At 47.5% G+C, this 19792-nt stretch carries 14 protein-coding genes; 6 read left to right on the plus strand and 8 right to left on the minus strand.

Translation table 11 applies throughout. From position 1 onward, the window contains the following. Positions 1-49 precede the first annotated feature (49 nt). Positions 50-1528: a xylulokinase gene (locus RT717_RS20130; protein WP_317488152.1), complete on the plus strand. Its 1479-nt coding sequence runs from the start codon at positions 50-52 to the stop codon at positions 1526-1528. A 55-nt stretch (positions 1529-1583) separates the two neighbouring features. Here the strand turns inward: RT717_RS20130 and RT717_RS20135 are convergent, their stop codons facing one another. Next, positions 1584-3098, minus strand: a complete 1515-nt coding sequence (locus RT717_RS20135) for a hypothetical protein (protein ID WP_317488153.1) — start codon at positions 3096-3098, stop codon at positions 1584-1586. Positions 3099-3379: 281 nt separating this feature from the next. Here RT717_RS20135 and xylA point away from each other — a divergent pair, with 281 nt between their 5' ends. After that, positions 3380-4708, plus strand: coding sequence for a xylose isomerase (gene xylA, locus RT717_RS20140; protein ID WP_317488154.1), 1329 nt, complete (start codon positions 3380-3382; stop codon positions 4706-4708). Positions 4709-4814: 106 nt separating this feature from the next. After that, positions 4815-5900: an aldose epimerase family protein gene (locus RT717_RS20145; RefSeq protein ID WP_317488155.1), complete on the plus strand. Its 1086-nt coding sequence runs from the start codon at positions 4815-4817 to the stop codon at positions 5898-5900. A gap of 293 nt (positions 5901-6193) precedes the next feature. On the opposite strand, the gene RT717_RS20150 is transcribed toward RT717_RS20145, so the two are convergent. The 3 genes from RT717_RS20150 to RT717_RS20160 all read right to left on the minus strand — a co-directional run bounded on the left by RT717_RS20150 (position 6194) and on the right by RT717_RS20160 (position 8139). Beyond that, entirely contained in the window at positions 6194-6658 is a 465-nt protein-coding gene (locus RT717_RS20150; RefSeq protein WP_317488156.1) for an RES family NAD+ phosphorylase, read from the minus strand. After that, the gene (locus RT717_RS20155; RefSeq protein ID WP_317488157.1) at positions 6659-7150 is read right to left on the minus strand and encodes an antitoxin Xre/MbcA/ParS toxin-binding domain-containing protein; all 492 of its coding nucleotides are present in this window, start codon (positions 7148-7150) and stop codon (positions 6659-6661) included. A gap of 116 nt (positions 7151-7266) precedes the next feature. Next, a complete protein-coding gene (locus RT717_RS20160; protein WP_317488158.1) occupies positions 7267-8139 on the minus strand; it encodes an AraC family transcriptional regulator in 873 nt (290 codons plus the stop codon). A 255-nt stretch (positions 8140-8394) separates the two neighbouring features. Between RT717_RS20160 and RT717_RS20165 the strand changes: the two genes are divergently transcribed. The 3 genes from RT717_RS20165 (at position 8395) to RT717_RS20175 (ending at position 14105) form a co-directional block, all read left to right on the plus strand. Further along, entirely contained in the window at positions 8395-11871 is a 3477-nt protein-coding gene (locus RT717_RS20165) for a PVC-type heme-binding CxxCH protein (protein ID WP_317488159.1), read from the plus strand. Positions 11872-12023: 152 nt separating this feature from the next. Beyond that, positions 12024-12875 carry a sugar phosphate isomerase/epimerase family protein gene (locus tag RT717_RS20170; protein WP_317488160.1) on the plus strand — a complete coding sequence of 284 codons (852 nt, stop codon included), beginning with the start codon at positions 12024-12026 and terminating at the stop codon, positions 12873-12875. Positions 12876-12989: 114 nt separating this feature from the next. Continuing rightward, on the plus strand, positions 12990-14105 hold the full coding sequence (locus RT717_RS20175) for a Gfo/Idh/MocA family oxidoreductase (RefSeq protein WP_317488161.1): 1116 nt from the start codon (positions 12990-12992) through the stop codon (positions 14103-14105). A 68-nt stretch (positions 14106-14173) separates the two neighbouring features. On the opposite strand, the gene RT717_RS20180 is transcribed toward RT717_RS20175, so the two are convergent. From RT717_RS20180 to RT717_RS20195, 4 genes are read right to left on the minus strand one after another with little or no spacing between them, the layout of a single operon-like run. Beyond that, on the minus strand, positions 14174-15367 hold the full coding sequence (locus RT717_RS20180; RefSeq protein WP_317488162.1) for a hypothetical protein: 1194 nt from the start codon (positions 15365-15367) through the stop codon (positions 14174-14176). Between the two features lie 2 nt (positions 15368-15369). Further along, the gene (locus tag RT717_RS20185; protein WP_317488163.1) at positions 15370-16242 is read right to left on the minus strand and encodes an outer membrane beta-barrel protein; all 873 of its coding nucleotides are present in this window, start codon (positions 16240-16242) and stop codon (positions 15370-15372) included. Beyond that, entirely contained in the window at positions 16214-17914 is a 1701-nt protein-coding gene (locus tag RT717_RS20190) for a DUF1501 domain-containing protein (protein ID WP_317488164.1), read from the minus strand. Before RT717_RS20190 ends, RT717_RS20185 begins: the two co-directional genes overlap by 29 nt. A gap of 2 nt (positions 17915-17916) precedes the next feature. Beyond that, positions 17917-19695 carry a DUF1800 domain-containing protein gene (locus RT717_RS20195; RefSeq protein ID WP_317488165.1) on the minus strand — a complete coding sequence of 593 codons (1779 nt, stop codon included), beginning with the start codon at positions 19693-19695 and terminating at the stop codon, positions 17917-17919. Between the last annotated feature and the right edge of the window lie 97 nt (positions 19696-19792).

The raw sequence follows: 19792 nt of genomic DNA on the forward strand, positions 1-19792 counted from the left end.
ATTTGGGATAGGTTTGCTATTTTAGCACACATTTAATCAAATTTGCACCATGTTATTATTAGGTATAGATATAGGAACTTCTTCCGTCAAAATTTCTGTAGTGGACGCCCAAACGCAAAAATGCATTGCTTCCACTCATTATCCGGAAACGGAGGCGACGATTTTGTCGCCAGAGCCAGGTTGGGCGGAACAATCCCCCAACATGTGGTGGGAATACACGCAACAGGCCATCACAAAGCTTAACGCTACCAAAAAATATAACCCCAAAGACATTGGGGCTATTGGCATTGCCTACCAAATGCACGGGCTCGTGATAGTGGACAAAGACCAAAAGGTGCTGCGTGATTCGATCATCTGGTGCGACAGCCGGGCTGTGGAAATAGGCGATAAGGCGTTCAAAGCCATAGGCAAAAGTGTAGCCCTTTCCTCTTTGCTCAATTCTCCGGGTAACTTCACGGCTTCCAAGCTGGCTTGGGTCAAAGAAAACGAGCCTTTCTTGTACGACAAAACCTACAAGCTCATGCTGCCAGGCGATTTTATTGCCATGAAGTTTACGGGCGAAATTACCACGTCAGTTTCCTCTCTTTCTGAAGGAATTTTCTGGGACTTTCAAAAGGACGAGCTTTCTGACCCGGTATTCAACTACTTCGGTTTTTCAAAAAGCCTGGTGCCCGACATCAAGCCTGTGTTCTCGGAGCATGGCACAGTAAGCTACGCCGTTGCCGAACCGTTAGGCTTGAAAGCTGGCATTCCGGTCACCTACAAGGCGGGAGATCAACCCAATAACGCCCTGTCGCTCAATGTATTTGAGCCGGGCGAAGTGGCAGCGACCGCAGGCACATCCGGCGTGATCTATGGTGTAACTGACCAGGTAAGCTACGATCCGCAGTCGAGGGTAAACACCTTTGCCCACGTAAACTACGCCAGTGAGAAAAAGAGGTTGGGCGTGCTGCTGTGCATCAACGGTACGGGCATAATGAACCGCTGGATAAAATCTGTGGCTGGACAGCACCTCACCTATGAGCAAATGAATGAAGAAGCGGCCAAAGCCAAGCCAGGCAGCCGGGGCCTCTATGTGATGCCTTTTGGCAACGGCGTGGAACGTATGCTCGAGAATAAACTAATAGGTGCCCACATCCACACCATTGACCTCAACACTCACGGCCCGCATGAATTATTCCGGGCAGCGCAGGAAGGTATTGCGTTCTCGTTCCGCTACGGACTCGACATTATGAGAGACAATGGCATGAGCCCGAAGGTGATCAGGGCTGGTTATGCCAACATGTTCCTGAGCGATGTGTTCACAGAGGCATTTGTGAACGTAACAGGCGTGCCTGTAGAACTCTATGAGGGTGATGGCAGTGTGGGTGCTGCGGTAGGTGCCGGCTTGGGCGCTGGCGTTTACGCCGACCAGAAAGACGCCTTCAGGAACATGAAAAGGCTTCGGGTAGTGGAGCCTTCAAAAAATACCGACTATGAGCCGCACTATGAAAAGTGGCTTGGAATTCTGAAAAGCCATCTTGGTTAATAGAAAAGTGGCTGCTATCGTTAAACAATAGCAGCCCTTTTAGTTATTTGGCCTGTCAGTTTTCGTATTCGTAAACAGTCTTTGAAGTATACGTGGCAGTTGGATTCTGGTAGCCAACATACTTCACCTGTTTCTCCATAGGGTAGCCGCTTTGATAAGTATAGGTATACTGGCCAGGCACATATATTGGGAAGCTCCCTGCATAACTTTGAGTCTGGCCATTCAAGTTGTTCTTACTTGACTCACGAAGAAAATAATCCGTGATTCCCAGCAAATAGTGGGGGTTGATAAAGGAATCGTAGTGCTTTTGGCTGGAGCTAGTTCCCGTTGTGCTACCCACACCCGAATATTCCGAGACGATGTTTCCCTTGTCAAATTCGTAGTAATAGGTAAAGAAATTCCCATTGTCAAAACTGTACCGTATGCCAGTAAACGCATCCGTCTGCGAGTTATATAACCAGACAGCTTCCTGACCTCCGTTTAATCCTGTTTGCACAACTTTTGAAACCTTGCCATCGCTTCTGTAATAGTACTGCTGCGTATCAAGCAGCGTGTTGTCCATAGTCCTTTTGACGTTATCCAGTCGGCCGTTCTTATACTCGTACCAGGTGATTAGCTGGAGTACCCACTCATTGGTATCGTGATTAAAGTGATAAAAATCTCTCCTGGCTAGCTTGCCTTCCTCATTGTATATGTAATCTACGTGGCTTTCCAGCTTCGAACCCTCAGCCAGCAGCATATACTCAGTCTCACTCTTCAGCCTTTTGGGTGCCTTTTGCCCTTCCAGTTTCACTGCACGTTTCTCAAAAAGTTCCTCTCTTGTCAGCTCTCTTTCGTAAACATCGCCCCAGTGTGTCCAAGTAATGTAATAGTTGTCGAATCTTGTCGGAATACTGATATTCTCCACGCCTTCAATATCTCTGCCAACTGACCACGAATTACCTTCGTCGTCGGTAGCCGTAATTAATACCGACGGCTTGATACCGTCATAAACAAACCCACCAACATTAACAGATGCACTGAAGGAAACAAGGGTCACTTCATCGCTCTTTCCGCCAAAAACCTCGACAGCGTAACCAAAGTCAGCTGCATCCTCCACCACAAAAACCTGACCCACTTCTGTGTTAGCCACAATTGTACCCCCTGCTTTTCCGTCAACCACCAGCGGCAAGCCCATTTGGAGCTCTTCTCCCTTCAGCGATCCTTCTTGCGGGGTTGCCAGCACCACTTTATCCTCAGCATTGAAAACCACAAAGCTGGAAAGCCGGTAGGTGGCCGAAGGTATTTCAAATGCCTCAGTGAAATAACTCCCTGCCTTGAGGGAAAGTGCTACTTTCTTATTGCTCACCACCTCTACCTCATTGTTGTCCGTCATGGCAATTACAGCATATGCTGGTTGCCTTTCGGATGCGTTGAAAAGTGGAGGCGGGTTAAAAGAAAGCTTTATTGATGCTTTTTGACTTCCTGGGTTTTCATTTTCACCTGGAAGTGCATCGTCGTCGCCAGAACAGGCAGCAAACATACCCACCAGGGCAGTGGCTGCAAAAAAGTTAAGAAATTTGACCTTCATGTTTACTTGAAAAATTAAAAATATTGGTACTCGCTTTAAAAAATTCACCCGGTAGAAGTTTCGGTCAGTAGATGTGGATGGTAAAGCTGAAGAGTAGACGGAAATCGAAATCGAAAGGTTGGAGATGTCGCAAACAATTTTTGATCATGACGCAATTGAGGCTACCATTCCCAGCGGAATAACAATCGGGAAAAGTTATAAAGTGGAAAATTTTTCGCCTTCATCTCATTATTCTGCTAACTTAACGCCCTGTTTTTTAAACCCCCAAAAACACTTGAAACATGGCAATAACTCTTGGAGAAAAAGAATTTTTTAAAGGCATAGGTCAAATCAAATTTGAAGGACATGGCTCCGACAACCCTATGGCCTACCGCTGGTATGACGAAAACAAAGTGGTAGCAGGCAAAACTATGAAGGAGCACTTGCGGTTTGCAGTAGCCTACTGGCACTCCTTTGTTGGCAGTGGTGCCGATCCTTTCGGTGCACCTACGCATATTTTCCCCTGGGATGTGAAAGGCGATGCGGTAGAAAGAGCAAAAGACAAGATGGATGCTGCTTTCGAATTCATGACAAAATTGGGCCTTCCATACTATTGCTTCCACGACGTGGACGTGGTTGACTATGGAGATAATGTGGTTGAAAATGAAAAAAGGCTTCACGCACTTGCCGAGTACGCCAAGAAAAAACAGGCGGCCAGCGGTGTAAAATTACTCTGGGGCACAGCCAACCTGTTCTCCCATGTCAGGTATATGAATGGTGCTTCTACCAACCCGGATTTCCATGTGCTTACCCATGGTGCGGCACAGGTAAAAGCCGCTTTGGATGCAACAATCTATCTTGGAGGCGAAAATTATGTGTTCTGGGGAGGTCGTGAAGGCTACATGTCGCTACTGAACACTGACATGAAGAGAGAGCAGGATCACCTGGCGATGTTCCTTCACAAAGCCAAAGATTATGCCCGTAAGCAAGGCTTCAAAGGTACTTTCTTTATTGAGCCTAAGCCATGCGAGCCAACTAAGCACCAGTACGACTACGATTCAGCCACTGTTATTGGCTTCCTTCGTCAGCACGATTTGCTTAACGACTTCAAACTGAATATCGAAGTAAACCATGCTACATTAGCTGGCCATACATTTACCCATGAACTGCAGGTGGCCTCCGATGCAGGCTTGCTTGGTTCTATTGATGCCAACAGAGGCGATTACCAGAACGGCTGGGATACTGACCAGTTCCCTAACGATATCACCGAGGTGACCGAAGCTATGATGATCATTCTGCAAAACGGAGGCTTTGGCGGTGGTGGCATCAACTTCGATGCGAAAATCAGAAGAAACTCTACTGATATGGAGGACTTGTTCTATGCCCACATTGGTGGTGTTGACATCTTCGCCCGTGCGCTGGTAGCTGCCGACAACATCTTACAGAAGTCAGAATACAAGAAGATTCGCAAAGACCGTTATGCCTCATTCGATAGCGGAAAAGGCAAGGAGTTTGAGCAGGGTAAGCTCTCTTTGGAAGATCTTCGCAACTATGCTGCCGAAAACGGAGAGCCTGCAATGACCAGTGGTCGCCAGGAATATATCGAGAACCTGATCAACAGGTACATCTAGACCAAAACCAGCCAGAGCATCAAAAGCGATGCTCTGGCTTTACCTTACTAATATGAAACCTACTATACTACTTTGCTTATTGGCCCTGGGCCTAAACGCTTGCACAATGCCTACTAAAGAAAAGACTGAAGAGACTGCAACCGCCTCCCGCATATCTGCTGCCGATTGGGGTGAGGTAGATGGCAAAAAGGTTCAGCTATTTACGCTGACCAACGAAGCCGGTTCAGAAGTAAAAATCACTAATTATGGTGGCATCGTCACCGAATGGAACTTCCCTGAAAAAAATGGGAAAGTATCCTCTATTGTATTGGGCTTCGATAGTTTGAAAACATATCTGGCTGGCCATCCGTTTTTTGGAGCAATCGCCGGCCGCTATGCCAATAGAATCGCCAAAGGACAATTTTCCATTGATGGTGAAACTTACACCCTTGCCAAAAATAACGGAGAAAATTCTCTCCATGGAGGGGTAAAAGGCTTTGATAAACAGGTTTGGACTGCCAATGCTATAGATGGTGACGAACCTTCACTTGAGCTGACCTACCTTAGTGCCGATGGCGAAGAAGGTTATCCTGGTAACCTCAATGTAAAGGTGGTTTACACGCTTACTGCCGATAACGAGCTAAAAATCGATTACACTGCCACCACTGACAAGGCCACTGTTCTCAACCTGACGAACCATAGCTATTTCAACCTTACGGGCAGCCCAGCTAATACAATACTAGATCACGAGCTGAGAATTAAAGCTCAGAGATACACACCGGTTGATGGAGGGTTAATTCCCACAGGTGAGCTAGCACCAGTTGCCGGAACACCGTTTGACTTTTTTGATGCAGCCAAGATAGGCGAACGGATTGAACAAACCGGAGGTGATCCGTTCGGTTACGACCATAACTTTGTTCTGGATGGGGAAGCGGGGCAATTGAGAAATGTGGTTATCGTGACGGATTCTGTCTCGGGAAGGAGGCTGGATATGGCGACCACGCAACCAGGTGTGCAATTCTACACCGGCAATTTTCTCGACGGCAGCGTTAAAAGTGATGAAGGTATTCCATACGGCAGAAATACAGGTTTTTGTCTGGAAACACAGCATTTCCCCGACTCTCCTAATCAACCTGATTTCCCAAGTGCTTTGCTGAAACCAGGGGAAACTTACCATCAAACCACAGTGTACAAAATAAGCCTGATGGAGTAGTTACCACATTGGCGCAGAAATAGAAAGCACTGCCCTAAGGGCAGTGCTTTCTATTTCTATAAAACTTCTCTGTACCCACCCGAACTTTCTGGGATCAAGCGGAAAATCTGGGGATAAAACTCAAGAGAAGTGTTATTCGATTCAGCAAATAGGCGGCAATAAAAAAGCAAAACTGGTTCAATGCGTCTCGCCCGGCCGGGTTAGGCTTGCGCCTTTTGCTTTTTTTTTGCAAGCGGAAAATACCCATGCCAAAAATCAATCCCCCCAGAAATACAGATTGATCCACTTTCTGGTCAGCCCCATTCATTCAACTCGAATAACACGTCTTCTTCAGCTATGATCTCAATCGATTTCATAGCTTCCGGGTGCAATGGGTTGATCAAGAGGTTATGCTCCGTCGAATAGCTGGACAATGGAATACGGCATGAGGGCACTTTCAAAAAGGGTGACATCATACGCTGCGCCCAATTGGTACCAAAAGCCTGAGTAGACGTCGGGTAAGGTCGACGACCCCAGTCAGGTGGCAAGTCCTCCGACATGAGGTGAGGTGCGTCTGCATTTATCTGAATGGTGATCAATACCCAGGATCCGTTCGCCACCACTGGCCCCTTGATAGCCAGCAGTTCCATAAACGTGATGGCGCTGACATTGCTGGCGTAAATGATAGGGGTGCCGGGGAAATTCCATCTACCGCCAGCCCTTCCATAGCCCAATGGGGTTGAGGCAAATATCTTATTGATCAGTCGAAAGTATTTCACCTACAAAACGTTGCCCCACAACAGCGCCTCCATGGCATTGTCAACCAGCTCTATTCCGTAGGGGCTTTTGATTAACTCAATAGGCTTTTGATTGCCTAAGGCCTGGTTGACAGTAGAGAGCCATTCTTTCAATTGCTTCTCCGAACCAAAAACCTTCACCCCCTTAGCGATGATGTGGTCAATATCATACATGGCTTTGGACCTCATTTTACCTATCGTTTTATCACCTTTATCCCACCTGAACAACGTGCTGGGATCAACTTCCAGCACACCGGATAACTCCTGCTGACTGTAGCCAAGGTATTGCACCATTGGCTTAATGCGCTCATAAACAAGCTCAGGCTCTTTGGCCATCAACGGCGGATCATCATTCTGAGCATAAGGCTTGAGAAAATGGTAAGCTTCCGTGTCTACATTAATTGTAGCCACTTCGTTATTCACGCTTGCTATCCGCCACGAGCGCCTTTCAGACCTATTGCTTTCCTCAGCCATAAATTGTTTTCTTTTCGCCCACTCCAACTTATGGAGTTATTGCATTTGCAATACTAATATACGCTTTTTGCAATAGGCTAGTTACAACAATTTAACTTTTTTCAAGAGCCATCAGGTTAAATCACTTTCCGATACTCTTTTCTATACTCCAGCGGAGCCATGCCCGTGATCTCCCTGAACTGCCGATTGAAGTTGGAAAGCGTTTTGTAGCCACATTCAAATCCAACGGCCGCCACCGATAGCTCGCCGTCCACAAGCATGTGACAGGCCTGCCCCACTCTTACCTCACTTACAAATGACGAGAAAGTCTTGTTCGCCCTCGTTTTAAAATACCTACTAAAGGCGACCGGGCTCAGGTTCGCCAGCGATGCCGCTTCTTCAAGCGTAATCTTCTGTCTAAAGTTGTCAATGACGTAGTGATGAACCAGATTCATCCGGTCTCCGTCAGACGCTTTCAATTGAAAACTGGCCGGGCCCGACGACACATATCTGTACTCCTTCGAATGTGCAAGTGCACTAAGTATCTTCAAAAACTGAATAACGCTTTCGATCCCCTCCGAATTCACCATTTTGAGCATCCATTCTTTTACCTGACTCCGTGTATGTCCATAATACTCCAGCCCTCGCTTTGCTTTTTCGAAGAGATACTTCAAACCAGCAAGTTCCTCTTTTTCCAACATTTGATGGCCTAGAAAATTCTCATCGAAGTAGATAACAATACCTCTTGTCGACAGCTGACTGTCTTTAGCAAAATAAGACTCATGGCACCGCCACAGATGGGGCAGATTAGGGCCGGAAAGCAACAGATCGCCTTCCTTGAAGGGCTTGATCGTATCCCCGACAAACCTGGTTCCATGGCCCTTGAGGACTACAAAGAGTTGATACTCCGGGTGAAAATGCCAGTTGGGGTCGAAATACGCATCCTGCAGGTCTTTGATAACAAATACCCTGGAATCTGGAATGGCCGATTTTTGAATAGGTACTCTCATGGGGCAAATGCGATACGGTCTGGTTTCAGTGCCACAATTTTCTCATAAAAAAGAATAAATGACTGATAAGTAAGTTAAAATAAAGTCAGAACAGGTCAAAAAAGTGAGAGCATTAATGAATTCTATTTTGCAATATTGATAGTCAAAAATGACCTGCGTTGTCAGATTGACAGATCACATGCATTTTAAATACGCCTCATTGTTGAATAAATAAAAATCATCCAAGCGTAATCGGTAGTCGAAAACAACTAAGTAATGAAATACACAATACCTACTTTAACCTCTGCCAGAGCAGTTCTCGGGCTTCTCAGTTTGGCAATGACCTTGTTCTTTACCTCGTGCAGCAATAACAGTGGCCCGAGGAGGCTGGAAATCCTTTTTCTGGGACATGCGAGTGAGCACCATCCTTCGGAAAAATATGCCCCCATCCTGGCTCAGGCTGTCGCACAACGGGGCATCAACATCTCCTATACGAACGATCCCAATGATTTGAATGCCACCAACCTGGCCAAATTTGATGGGCTTATCCTTTATGCCAACCACGATTCAATTACTTCCTCACAGGAAAAAGCTTTGCTGGATTTTGTTGAAGGCGGTAAAGGTTTTATCCCCATCCATTGTGCCACCTGGTGTTTCCGTAATTCGCCAAAAGTGGTCAATCTGATGGGGGGCCAGTTCAAGACACATGAGACAGGCACTTTCACAGCCGACATCCTGATGCCGGAGCATCCCGTGATGCAAGGTCTATCGACTTTTGAAACATGGGATGAAACCTACGTGCACGACAAGCTCGCCAGCGACAACACCGTGCTGATGGAAAGAGTGGAAGGCGATCATCACGAACCATGGACATGGGTAAGAAACCAGGGCAAAGGCAGAGTGTTTTATACCGCTTACGGGCACGACGAGCGCACATGGAATAACCCTGGCTTCCAGGACCTTGTAGCAAATGGCATTTTCTGGGCTGTGGGCGACGAGGTGGCACAGAAGGCTAAACAATTCAAAATAGCTCAGCTCAGCTATTCAGACGCCGTAATACCCAACTACGAAAAGAGAGACCCGGCACCAAAACTTCAAGCACCATTGTCTCCCGATTCGTCAATGACACATATCCAAATACCTCCCGGGTTCGAGCTGTCGCTTTTCGCATCAGAGCCTGATATCATCAACCCAATTGCCATGGCCTGGGACGAAAAAGGCCGCCTTTGGGTGGTTGAAACCGTTGACTATCCCAACACCGTGCGTGACGAAGAAGGTGTAGGTGACGACAGAATCAAAATTCTGGAAGACACCGATGGTGATGGCAAGGCCGACAAGTTCACAGTATTCGCCGACAAGCTCAACATACCAACCAGTATAGTATTTGTGAACGGGGGCATCCTGATTTCGCAAGCACCCTTGTTCTTGTTTTTGAAAGACACAGATGGTGATGACAAGGCCGATGTAAGAGAAGAAGTAATGGGAGGCTGGGGAGTATCGGACACTCATGCCGGGCCTTCCAACTTGAGATACGGGTTCAACAACAAAATTTGGGGCACCGTAGGCTACTCTGGCTTTGAAGGCAAAATTGGGAACGAAGATTTTGAGTATGACCAGGCAGTCTTCAACCTCAGCCGTGACTTCAAACACATGTCGCACCACACCCGCACAACCAACAACACATGGGGACTGGGCTTCACCGAAAACAACGATATTTTTGTTTCGACCGCCAACAATACCCACACGGCATATGTCAATGTACCCTATGCCTTCACCAAAAAGGTGAAAAACTTCTCGAATGACTTCGCCACCAAGCTGGACGGCCACTACGCTATGCATCCTGTTACCAAAAACTACAGGCAAGTCGATGTGTTTGGCGGGTTCACAGCTGCAGCCGGGCACAACTTTTATACGGCCCGCCGCTTCCCTAAAGAATATTGGAACAGGGTTGCTTTCATAGCCGAGCCAACCGGCAAGCTGCTGCACAAAGGCATATTTGAAGTAGACGGCGCCGGCTTCAAAGAAAGCGACGGCTGGAACATGATGGCGGCCTCCGACGAGTACATGTCACCTGTGCATGCGGAAGTGGGCCCTGATGGCAACCTTTGGGTACTCGACTGGTACAACTTCATCATCCAGCATAACCCTACCCCGACTGGCTTCGAAAATGGAAAAGGAAATGCGCATGTGAACCCACTCCGTGACCGCACCCATGGCCGGATTTACAGGATTTCCTACAAAGGTGCTCCGGAGGCCGAAAAGATCGTTCTCGATCGCAAAGAACCGGCCTCCCTCATTAAAGGCTTGAAAAGCAGCAACATGTTTTGGCGGCTTACCGCCCAGCGTCTGATTGTTGAGGAAGGTGACCAAAACATCCTTCCACAGCTTTATGAATTAATTGGCTCGTCCAAAGAAGATGAGATAGGCGTAAATGCCCCGGCCATTCACGCCATTTGGGCAATTGAAGGCCTTGGCGCACTGAATGGAACAAATGAGGATGCTACACGAATAGTGACCAACGCCTTACGCAATGCAAATCCGGGCGTTAGGAAAGCTGCCATTCAGGCCTTGCCAAAAAATGCTACGACAGTGGAATCGTATTTCAACGCCGGATCATTTAATGATCCCAACCTGAATACAAGACTGGCAGCATTTATTGAGGCTTGTTACATGGCTCCTTCCAATGAGCTGGGTAAAATGTTTTTTGAAGCTAGCCTCAACGAAGAAAATGCAGCCGATCAGTGGCTATCCAAGGCTGTGAGGGCCGGGTCGTTAGCTCACAAAAACGGTTTCATTGCGACCTACCTGCAAAACACTACCGAGCTTAAGCCCGATGGCCTCACAGAGCAAATCTATTCCAGCACCAGCTTCACGCTCCTGAACCTTGGAGGCACCAAGTATGTAGCTGCAGCTGACTTCCCTTCAGTGGTTGGCAAAGAAATTTACCTCAGCGGCAATATCTGGAAAGGCAATACCATACTCAACGGGATGCTTATCCAACATGGGGACAAGACCAACGGTTACGGAGTCTTTGCCGACAACGATGACTTCATTGTCGTGGTCAACCAGAATGGAAAAACATATACCGGAAAAGGCACGACCGATATGCCGGTGAGCTTTAAATGGGAGTTCCAGCTAACCAAGGCAGGTGCCACCTTTATCTTGAACAACGTCCCGGCGGTTTCTGTGAAAACCGGAGGATTGTTTGATAAGGAGTTGAAACAGGGGCTGCGCATCGACAAGGAAGCTGATGGCATGACTGGCGTGAAAAGTGGCACCATAGAACGCTTCACCCGGGGCATTTACAACCTGGTGGCAGAAGTGGGCGGCGACAATAACCTATCTGCTTCTCTTGACGCCGACAAGGTGATCGTGCTGAAGACAATTCCAAACAAAATGGAATATGACCTCAAAACACTTGAAGTAGAGGCAGGCCAGACGGTCGCTATTATTTTTGAAAACATCGACTTCATGCAGCATAACCTGCTGATTGTGAAACCAGGCACATTGGAAACCGTGGGAGCCGCTGCAGACAAAATGGCTGCTGATGCCAACGGCGCTGAGAAGAGCTACATTCCTGATGTTCCGGAGCTGCTTTACTCAACCAGGCTGGTAAATCCTGGAGAAAAAGTAGTATTGACCTTCACTGCGCCATCGGAGCCAGGCGACTATCCGTACCTGTGTACATTCCCGGGCCACTGGAGGATCATGAATGGCATTTTGAAAGTAACAAACGGCAAATCAGCCGACTAAATTGAAAATATCAAACTCACGTCAGGGCACTTGCTTCAGACGTGAGTCTTGATTTCCTTTATCCATTACCAAACTTACCTACCGGTCTCAGAACCGTCCACCCCGGCAAATGTCGGGGTGGAACCTGAGGCTTCTAAAAGAATTAAAGGCTAATGAATGTACAATTTGCAGCAAGCACCTGGCTTTGGACGAGTCCTTTCAGCTCCGATTCTGTTTCGCTCTTTTCGAAAATCCGAAAAATAGGTTTCGATGCGGTAGAAATAGCCGTGGAAGATCCTGCGTTGATTGATACCGGCATATTGAACCGTGCCCTCAAGGACAATGACATCAAGCCCATCATTTGTGGAGCCTTCGGGCCAACAAGGGACTTAACCAATGAAGACCCGGCCATCCATAAAAACTGCTTCAACTACATTGAGCAATGCTTCGACATCTGCGAAGCCGTAGGAGCTAAGTTCGTAGCCGGGCCTATGTATTCAGCAGTTGGGAAAGCACGACTTGTACCTCCCGAACAAAGAAAAAAAGAGTGGGATCTGGCGGTTACTAACCTGAGAAAGGTGTGCGAGAGTGCTCAGAAACGAGGGTTGTCAATAGCATTGGAGGCACTGAACCGTTTCGAAACCGACCTCATCAATAATTCGGAGGACCTGATGAAGCTGATCAACGACATCAATCATCCGGCGGCGAGGGTATTGATCGACAGCTTCCATATGACGATAGAAGAGAAGAACCTGGCCGATGCAGTGAAAACGGTCGGTGATAAGCTCATTCACGTGCAGGTTTCAGAAAACCACAGAGGCATTCCGGGTACTGGCATGACCAATTGGAATGATTTGAAAACTGGACTTGAAGCTGTTGGCTACAATGGTGTGATTTCGATAGAAAGCTTCACTCCCAATGTGCAGGAACTGGCGGGTGCCGTTTGCATTTGGAAGCCGTTCGCTCCTACACAAGATATCTTTGCGGAAGAAGGTCTAAGATTCTTAAAGCAATGGGCAAAATAATTATCTTTTATTCCACTAAACATTTTCGGAGCGTCATGCCTGTCTTTCCAAGCCGGGAAGGCAGGCATCTCGAAATCTTACAAAATTTTAATAGCATATTTTACCCTAACTACTATGGCAAATAAACCCATCAACATCGCAATCATAGGACTCGGCTTCGGAGCCGAATTCATCCCCATCTATCAAAAGCTGCCAGGCGCCAACATGTATGCCATTTGTCAGCGCAACAAAGAAAAGCTGAATGAAATCGGCGATGCCTTCGGCATCGAAAAGCGCTACACCGACTACAACGAGCTGCTGAAAGATCCAAACGTTGACGCAGTGCACATCAACACGCCCATTCCAGACCATGCAAAGCAGTCAATTGCGGCACTCAAAGCTGGCAAGCATGTAGCCTGCACCGTGCCAATGGCCACCACCGTGGACGAATGTCGCCAGATTGTGGAGCTGGTAAAGGCAACCGGCCTCACCTATATGATGATGGAAACGGTGATCTACAGCCGTGAATTTCTGTTTGTGAAAGAAATGTACGAGAAAGGTGAAATGGGCCGCATCCAGTTCCTTAGAGCCTCTCACCAGCAGGAAATGGCTGGCTGGCCTGGCTACTGGGAAGGTTTGCCTCCCATGTACTACGCCACCCACTGCGTGGGCCCAGTACTAGCGCTGACCAAAGGCGAGGCTGAGCAGGTGTCGTGCCTGGGCTCAGGCCGTATCGACGAAAAGTTGATACCTGTCTACAACTCTCCGTTCGCCATAGAGACCTGCCACATCAAGTTCAAAGACTCAGACCTGGCAGCTGAAATCACCCGTTCTCTGTTCAACACTGCCCGTCAGTATCGTGAGAGCTTCGACGTGTATGGCTCCAAAAAGTCATTCGAATGGACTTTGATCGAGCACGAACCAAGCGTGATCCACACCGGTGAGTCACCTGAGAAAGTGACTATACCTGACTACGCACATTTGCTCCCGAAAGAAATCCAGTCGTTCACCACTGCTGGCGTCTACGACTCCGACGACAACCAGCACCTATCCTTTATACAAGGCTCTGGTCATGGAGGTTCTCATCCCCATCTGGTCAACGAATTTGTCAATGCCTTGCAGGAGAAAAGAGAGCCGTATCCAAATGCCCGTCAGTCAGCCAATATCACTTGTGTGGGTATTTTGGCGCACGAATCTGCCATGAAGGGCGGCCAGCCAATTAAAATGCCGGATTTCACGCTGTCAAAGTAAAATTAACGCACAAATAAAAAGCCTTACCCGAGCGATCAGGTAAGGCTTTTTTTGTGCTCTCCAGAGAGTTACTCCTCCGTCTTCAGCACCCTCTTCTCCATATCAGTCTCAGAAATCTTCTCAACAAATATTCTTCTGAAACGTCCGGCAACGTACGTCGTACCCAGCACCACCAAATGATTTTCATCATCAACAGTTAATGAAGACAGGGTAAACGGATTGGCATAACCAATGTGGGCAAGGCCAGCAAAGTTGCCGGAATTCTTCTCGTACATGTACAGCGCTACTTGTCTGCTCTTGGTTTCTGCGGCATAGACGATGTATTCAATTTCATTCAGTGTGTAGCTTTTGAGCACAACCGGCGTATGCGGTCTCCATTCCGCCGCATTGCTGGTGTACAAATCAACACTAGACGAAAGCCCGCTGGTGGCAAGCGTTACCGATGGATAAATGAAGTTATCGTCAAACTGGTAGCCCGAAATGGCAAACGTACTTCCATTTATTGGCAGCACACTTCTAATGCCAGCGTCGGTAAACTGCCCCTGTACCACTCCGGCAGGGTCGCCGGAGAAATTGGAGAAAACCAGCGACATGCTGTAATTAAAAAAGCCATTGAAATAAACGAGTGAACCGGATACCTCGCCACAGAAAAAGGACAACGATTTATCATCCGGTTGTGTATAATGATTAATAATGGCTTCTTCCACATCACTGCCGGGGCCAATAGTATAGGCTGCGGTTGAGCCAACACTTCCGGTTCTGTCGACTTTTGAAATTACCGATAGCTTATCATCAGGATTGTAGCTCAACAGCAAAAACTGATTGTCGGATGTTAATGAGCCCGCCAGCGGATAAAGCAAACCATTCAATGGTGTAGCGGTAATGTTTCCGAAACCCGGAGTAAAGGAAACCAGACTGGCCTGAAGGCTTACCGGATCCATGGCGAAGAAATAGAAGAAAGTATCGACCTTCATCAGGTCGGAAGTGGGAGCAATGGTGTTTTCTGAAAACTCGTAGCTGCTCTCAAACTCCCCTTCTTTGTCAACCTGCACCAGCTGAATGCCTGGAAACTGAGTTCGGTCCAGCGTTGTGGTAGCAAGGATCACATAGCTGTCCGTGCCCTCTTCCACGTCAAGCGGCCTGTAGTCAACATTATAGTTGCTATGATCGTAAATCCGGGTAAAAGAAGTAACCGGAACCTCATCATCCTTTTTGCAACCAAGCAATACCAGCAGGGCAATTAAGTAGTATAGTTTCTTCATAATCAAAGGGCCTGGAATTGTTTGTCGATAAAGCGGAGCGGGAATACAAAGCTCACGCTGCCTACAATATGACTCAAATGGACATCATCATTCTGGTCGCCCAGTGACGACAGCTCATTTTGGCTGGTACCCTCCCGGGTCACGCTATTAAGCGATTGGTTGTAGGTGATCTCGATCACTGTGCGAATGTTCCAGTAGTCAAAGCTGGCACCACCACCAGCCACCCAGCCGTAGTAGTTTTGAAAAGCATCTTTCACTCCTAGATTAAGCGTACCACCATCGATAGTTTGCGGTGCCCCGAACGAATAGTCTGTCTGCGTAATCTTTACCTGACGCTCAGCACCTACAAGGAACGAGTAGAAGCCTCCACCAAGCACGAACGGCCGTAGCTTTCCATTCTGGATCAGGTCATACTTAACAAAAATCGGCACGTTGATCACATCGACCCTTTGCTCCGACTCATAGATAGTGGCAAATCTTTCTGACTCCTGCTCTCCATTCCATTCAAGACTATTCGTATACCTGTACCGGCTTCTTTGATACATAGGATGAAGCCCAACAGAAAAGCCCCGGTGATAAAAAGTCATCTCAATGCCTGCCTGGCCACCTGGTAATGCGTAGCTTTCATAAGTCTTCGTCAGCCTATCCGACGGGTAGTCGATCGGGCTAAAACCAGAAAGCTGCGACTGCGCCATGGGATTGGCAAAGTTGGTTCCAAACTTAACACCCAGCCAGAACTGTGTATCAAGAAACCCATACTTGGGTTTATTAGGCTTCGGCTTTTTCACGGGTTGTGCCTCGGCCACTGCCATAACAAACAGTAGCAGCCCAGGCAACAACAGCCGCCTAATTGATAATGAGTCTTTTTGCATCATTCAATTTTTCAGAATTAACTTTTATAAGATACACACCGGGCGACAGCTTGGGCAATTGCACTTCTATTTCCTGAGACCCTGGTACCAAACGCTGCGTGAAAGCCAGCACTGTGGCACCAGTTTCATCGATAACTTTGAAAGCCGCCTCCTGCACATCGTTCACTTTCACTTTCAGGTTCACTACATCAGATGCCGGATTGGGATAAACACTCTCAATTTTAAAGTTAACAGAAAGATTCTGTTGCGTGCCAAGAATCACGTCTTTGATAAGGTCCATCGGCTCGTAATTTCCACCTGTTTCCTTTGGCCCTTCTATTAGGTCTTCAAAAAAGATATCGTTTGCTACAACACTCTTGTCAACACCCATCCATTCATGCAGGATATTGGCATAAATCTGCCTGAAGTCATGCTGCATTTCCACATTGCTCTTTGTCAGATCCGGGTTTGTACCATAAACACCCGGTTTCACCCCGCTGCCAAACATCATTACCGGCCCGCCTGTACCATGGTCGGTTCCGTAACTGCCATTTGAGCCTATCCTCCTGCCAAACTCTGAAAGTGTTACTGTCAGTACTTTATCCTCAATGCCCCGGGAAAGCAGGTCTCGCTGAAAAGCCCTGATGGCTGAGGTAATATGGTAAAGCAAGGCTCCGTGCACTCCCATGGTCGAGTCATAGTCCTCCACCTGATTGGCATGGCTGTCAAAGCCACCAATTTTCACGAGAAACACCTTTGTTTTCAACCCACCACCAAGTAGCCTGGCTATGAGCTGAAATTGCCCGCTCAACGGGTTTCTCTTGCTGCCGCCAGGTGCATTGAAGGGATACCTTTCCGGGTAGGTAACGCTTGTTGCCGATGCACTCTCGTAAATCTGCAGCAGTCGCTTAATATAGGTTTCTGATTTATCTTCAAGGCTGAGTATCCAATCCATTTCCTTTCCGTAGGGCGAAGTTCTCAGGAACTCAGGAGGAATACCCCTTGGGTCTATTCCCTGATCCTCAAAGCCTGAAAGTTGATCTACAAGGTTTGCTAATCCGGTAGGACTTCCTCCTAGACCAATGGATGTTGGAATGTTGCCGTCCTGGTGAAAAAGCAAGGATACATCATTGCCCATTTCAAGCGCCAAAGGGTCTGGCATTGCTGCATTCGGGAAATCCTCCGGATACTTCTGCGGGGCATACAGGCTGGTGAGATAACGTCCTGCCCAACCTGAATTAAAGTAATCGTCGGATGTGCCACCCATCATCCAGATGTCGGTGCCACGGAAGTGAGACCCGTTGTTATTTTTGTAGGACACCCCCTGAAACATGGCAGCCTTCCCAACATCGTACATATACTTAAAGTCCAGCATGTCTGGATGGAGCCCCACCTGGTCTGCAGACAGTAGCGTGCTGTCGAGAGGAATAAGCGTACGGTTGCCAACTTTGTTAGGTATAGCAATATTGGCTCTCCGGCTGTAGTATTGGTCGTATTGCTCTATGGGTATAAAAGTGTTGAGCCCGTCGTTGCCGCCGTTCATTTGCAAAATAATCAACACCCTGTCGTTGTCGCTCTGCGCTGCCAGCCTTTGAAGAGGTTCGTAGGAAGCAAGCAATTTGATAGGTACACCCTGAAATGCGATGGGCATTCCAGCTGCAAAACCTAGTTTCCTGATAAAATTTCTCCTCCTCATAATTACATCAATTGATACTCCGGTGACTGCAACATGGCATTCAACAGATTGGTGAGCTGGTTTGAAATCACTTCCGTATCCACTCCATTTTGCCACCTGAAAGTCCAGGAGGCTTCGGGGTCGGGGTCGATCTGCGGGCTAAAAAGAAAAGCATTCATAAAGAAATTGAGGCGCTCTACAGTTATTTCATTGGTTGCGTTGGCATCAAAAGTTAGGTTTTCGGACATCGGCAGAAAGTACCCAGCCAGCGCAATGACCAAAGCCCTGGCATTGGCTGCTGTAGCATTTGGTATATGGGTCTGCACAAATTCAAGTGCATTGACCTCACCAAGCTCCATGGGGGTTTCCATGGTAAGGTGTTGCCTGATAAAGTTGTACCTATTGGTCAGATAGTTAGTAGTAATCCAAGCCCGGTTGAACAAAGGAAACTGATGATACGCAGAGTAGCCAGCCACCTCGAACGGCTCGTAGTAGTCCATTCCCTGCACATCCACGCTACCTAAAAGAGATCCTGTAAATGAGTAAAACCCTTCCAGGTCAGTTGTATAGTCAGGAGCTTGCACACCAAATGAGCGCATGAAACCCACCACCATGTCTAAAGGTGACTTGATGATACCACCAAAGCTGTCGTCGTCAACACCATCGCCGGCTTCATAAAACTCCCTGCTTGTTAAAAGTGTCTCCAGTGTTGGCTGTAGCTTAAAGTCATTGGCCGTAAAAACATCGGCGATGTCCTGAATGACCCCGCTCTGAATCCCGGCGTTTATTTCGTGGTAAATAAAGAACCGATAAATCTTCCTGGCGATATTTCTTGCCGTCTCCGGCTGGGCATAGATCATTTCAATCAGCTGGTCTACCTCGTCGATCATGCTTTCCTCGTTGGGTTGCCCGTTTGGCTGAAGAGTTATGTCGGGCTGAATGGTGGCTCCCCCCATTCTGGTACTAAAAGTCTTAATGCCGTTGTCATGGCTACCGCCGCCGCCTTTTATTACACCTCTCGGCAAATTTGTGTCCACATCGACAGATAAAAAGCTGTCGTCGGTGTTAAAGCCAGAAAGCACTCTTGCCGCCTGCTGCACATCTTCCTCGGTGTAGTTAATGTAATCACCCTGAAATTCCGCTTCTGGCAATGTTCCCTCCAGGCCTCGCCCAATGGAGTACAGCTCCATCAATTCCCTGGCATAGTTCTCATTAGGGCTGCCCTTTACGTTCAGTCTGCCATCCAGAAACACCAGCATGGCATTATCAAGGCAAATCTTTTTCGTAAGTCCTTTGAAACTTTTAACCAATATCCGATCTGGAATAACCAGCTCCGGGTCGCCCGGCACCAGTCTATCTTCTTTGTCAAAAGCGTAAAACCTAAAGAGTGCATTCTGGAAATAAAGTGCCCGACTGCTATTCACCACCGATTTCTTTGTGGTAAAATGAGTGTGCATAAAAACCACCAATCGTTCCCTGAAAGCATAGGCCAATGATTGCTCATTGGATATACCTGCGCTAAGCATTTGGCCTATATGCCATCTTAAAAAGTACTGCTCAAGTTCGAATCCTTCGCTATTGGCATCGGTAGTGCCTGACACCACCCACTCCTGCCCTGTCAAAGGGTCTACCGGCAAAGGAGGCTCTGGAATATCAGTCATAAATAACCTGCCAATCGCTTCCTGCGCAGTGAGACTGGCAAATTCATCCACCTGCGTCAGTGTAGCACCAAAACAGGCCCTTCTCAGTAGGTGTGCAGCCCTTTTCTTGCCCAGCGTTCCCGATAACGGTGTTAGCGCCATATACTAAATTGTAAACTGGTTGTTGGAGTAAAACTCAAATTAGTTATAATTCTTATTAGATAAAGTATACTTGAGAAAATTAAACAAAGACATAACA

This window comes from Imperialibacter roseus, from assembly GCF_032999765.1.
Taxonomy (GTDB): domain Bacteria; phylum Bacteroidota; class Bacteroidia; order Cytophagales; family Cyclobacteriaceae; genus Imperialibacter; species Imperialibacter roseus.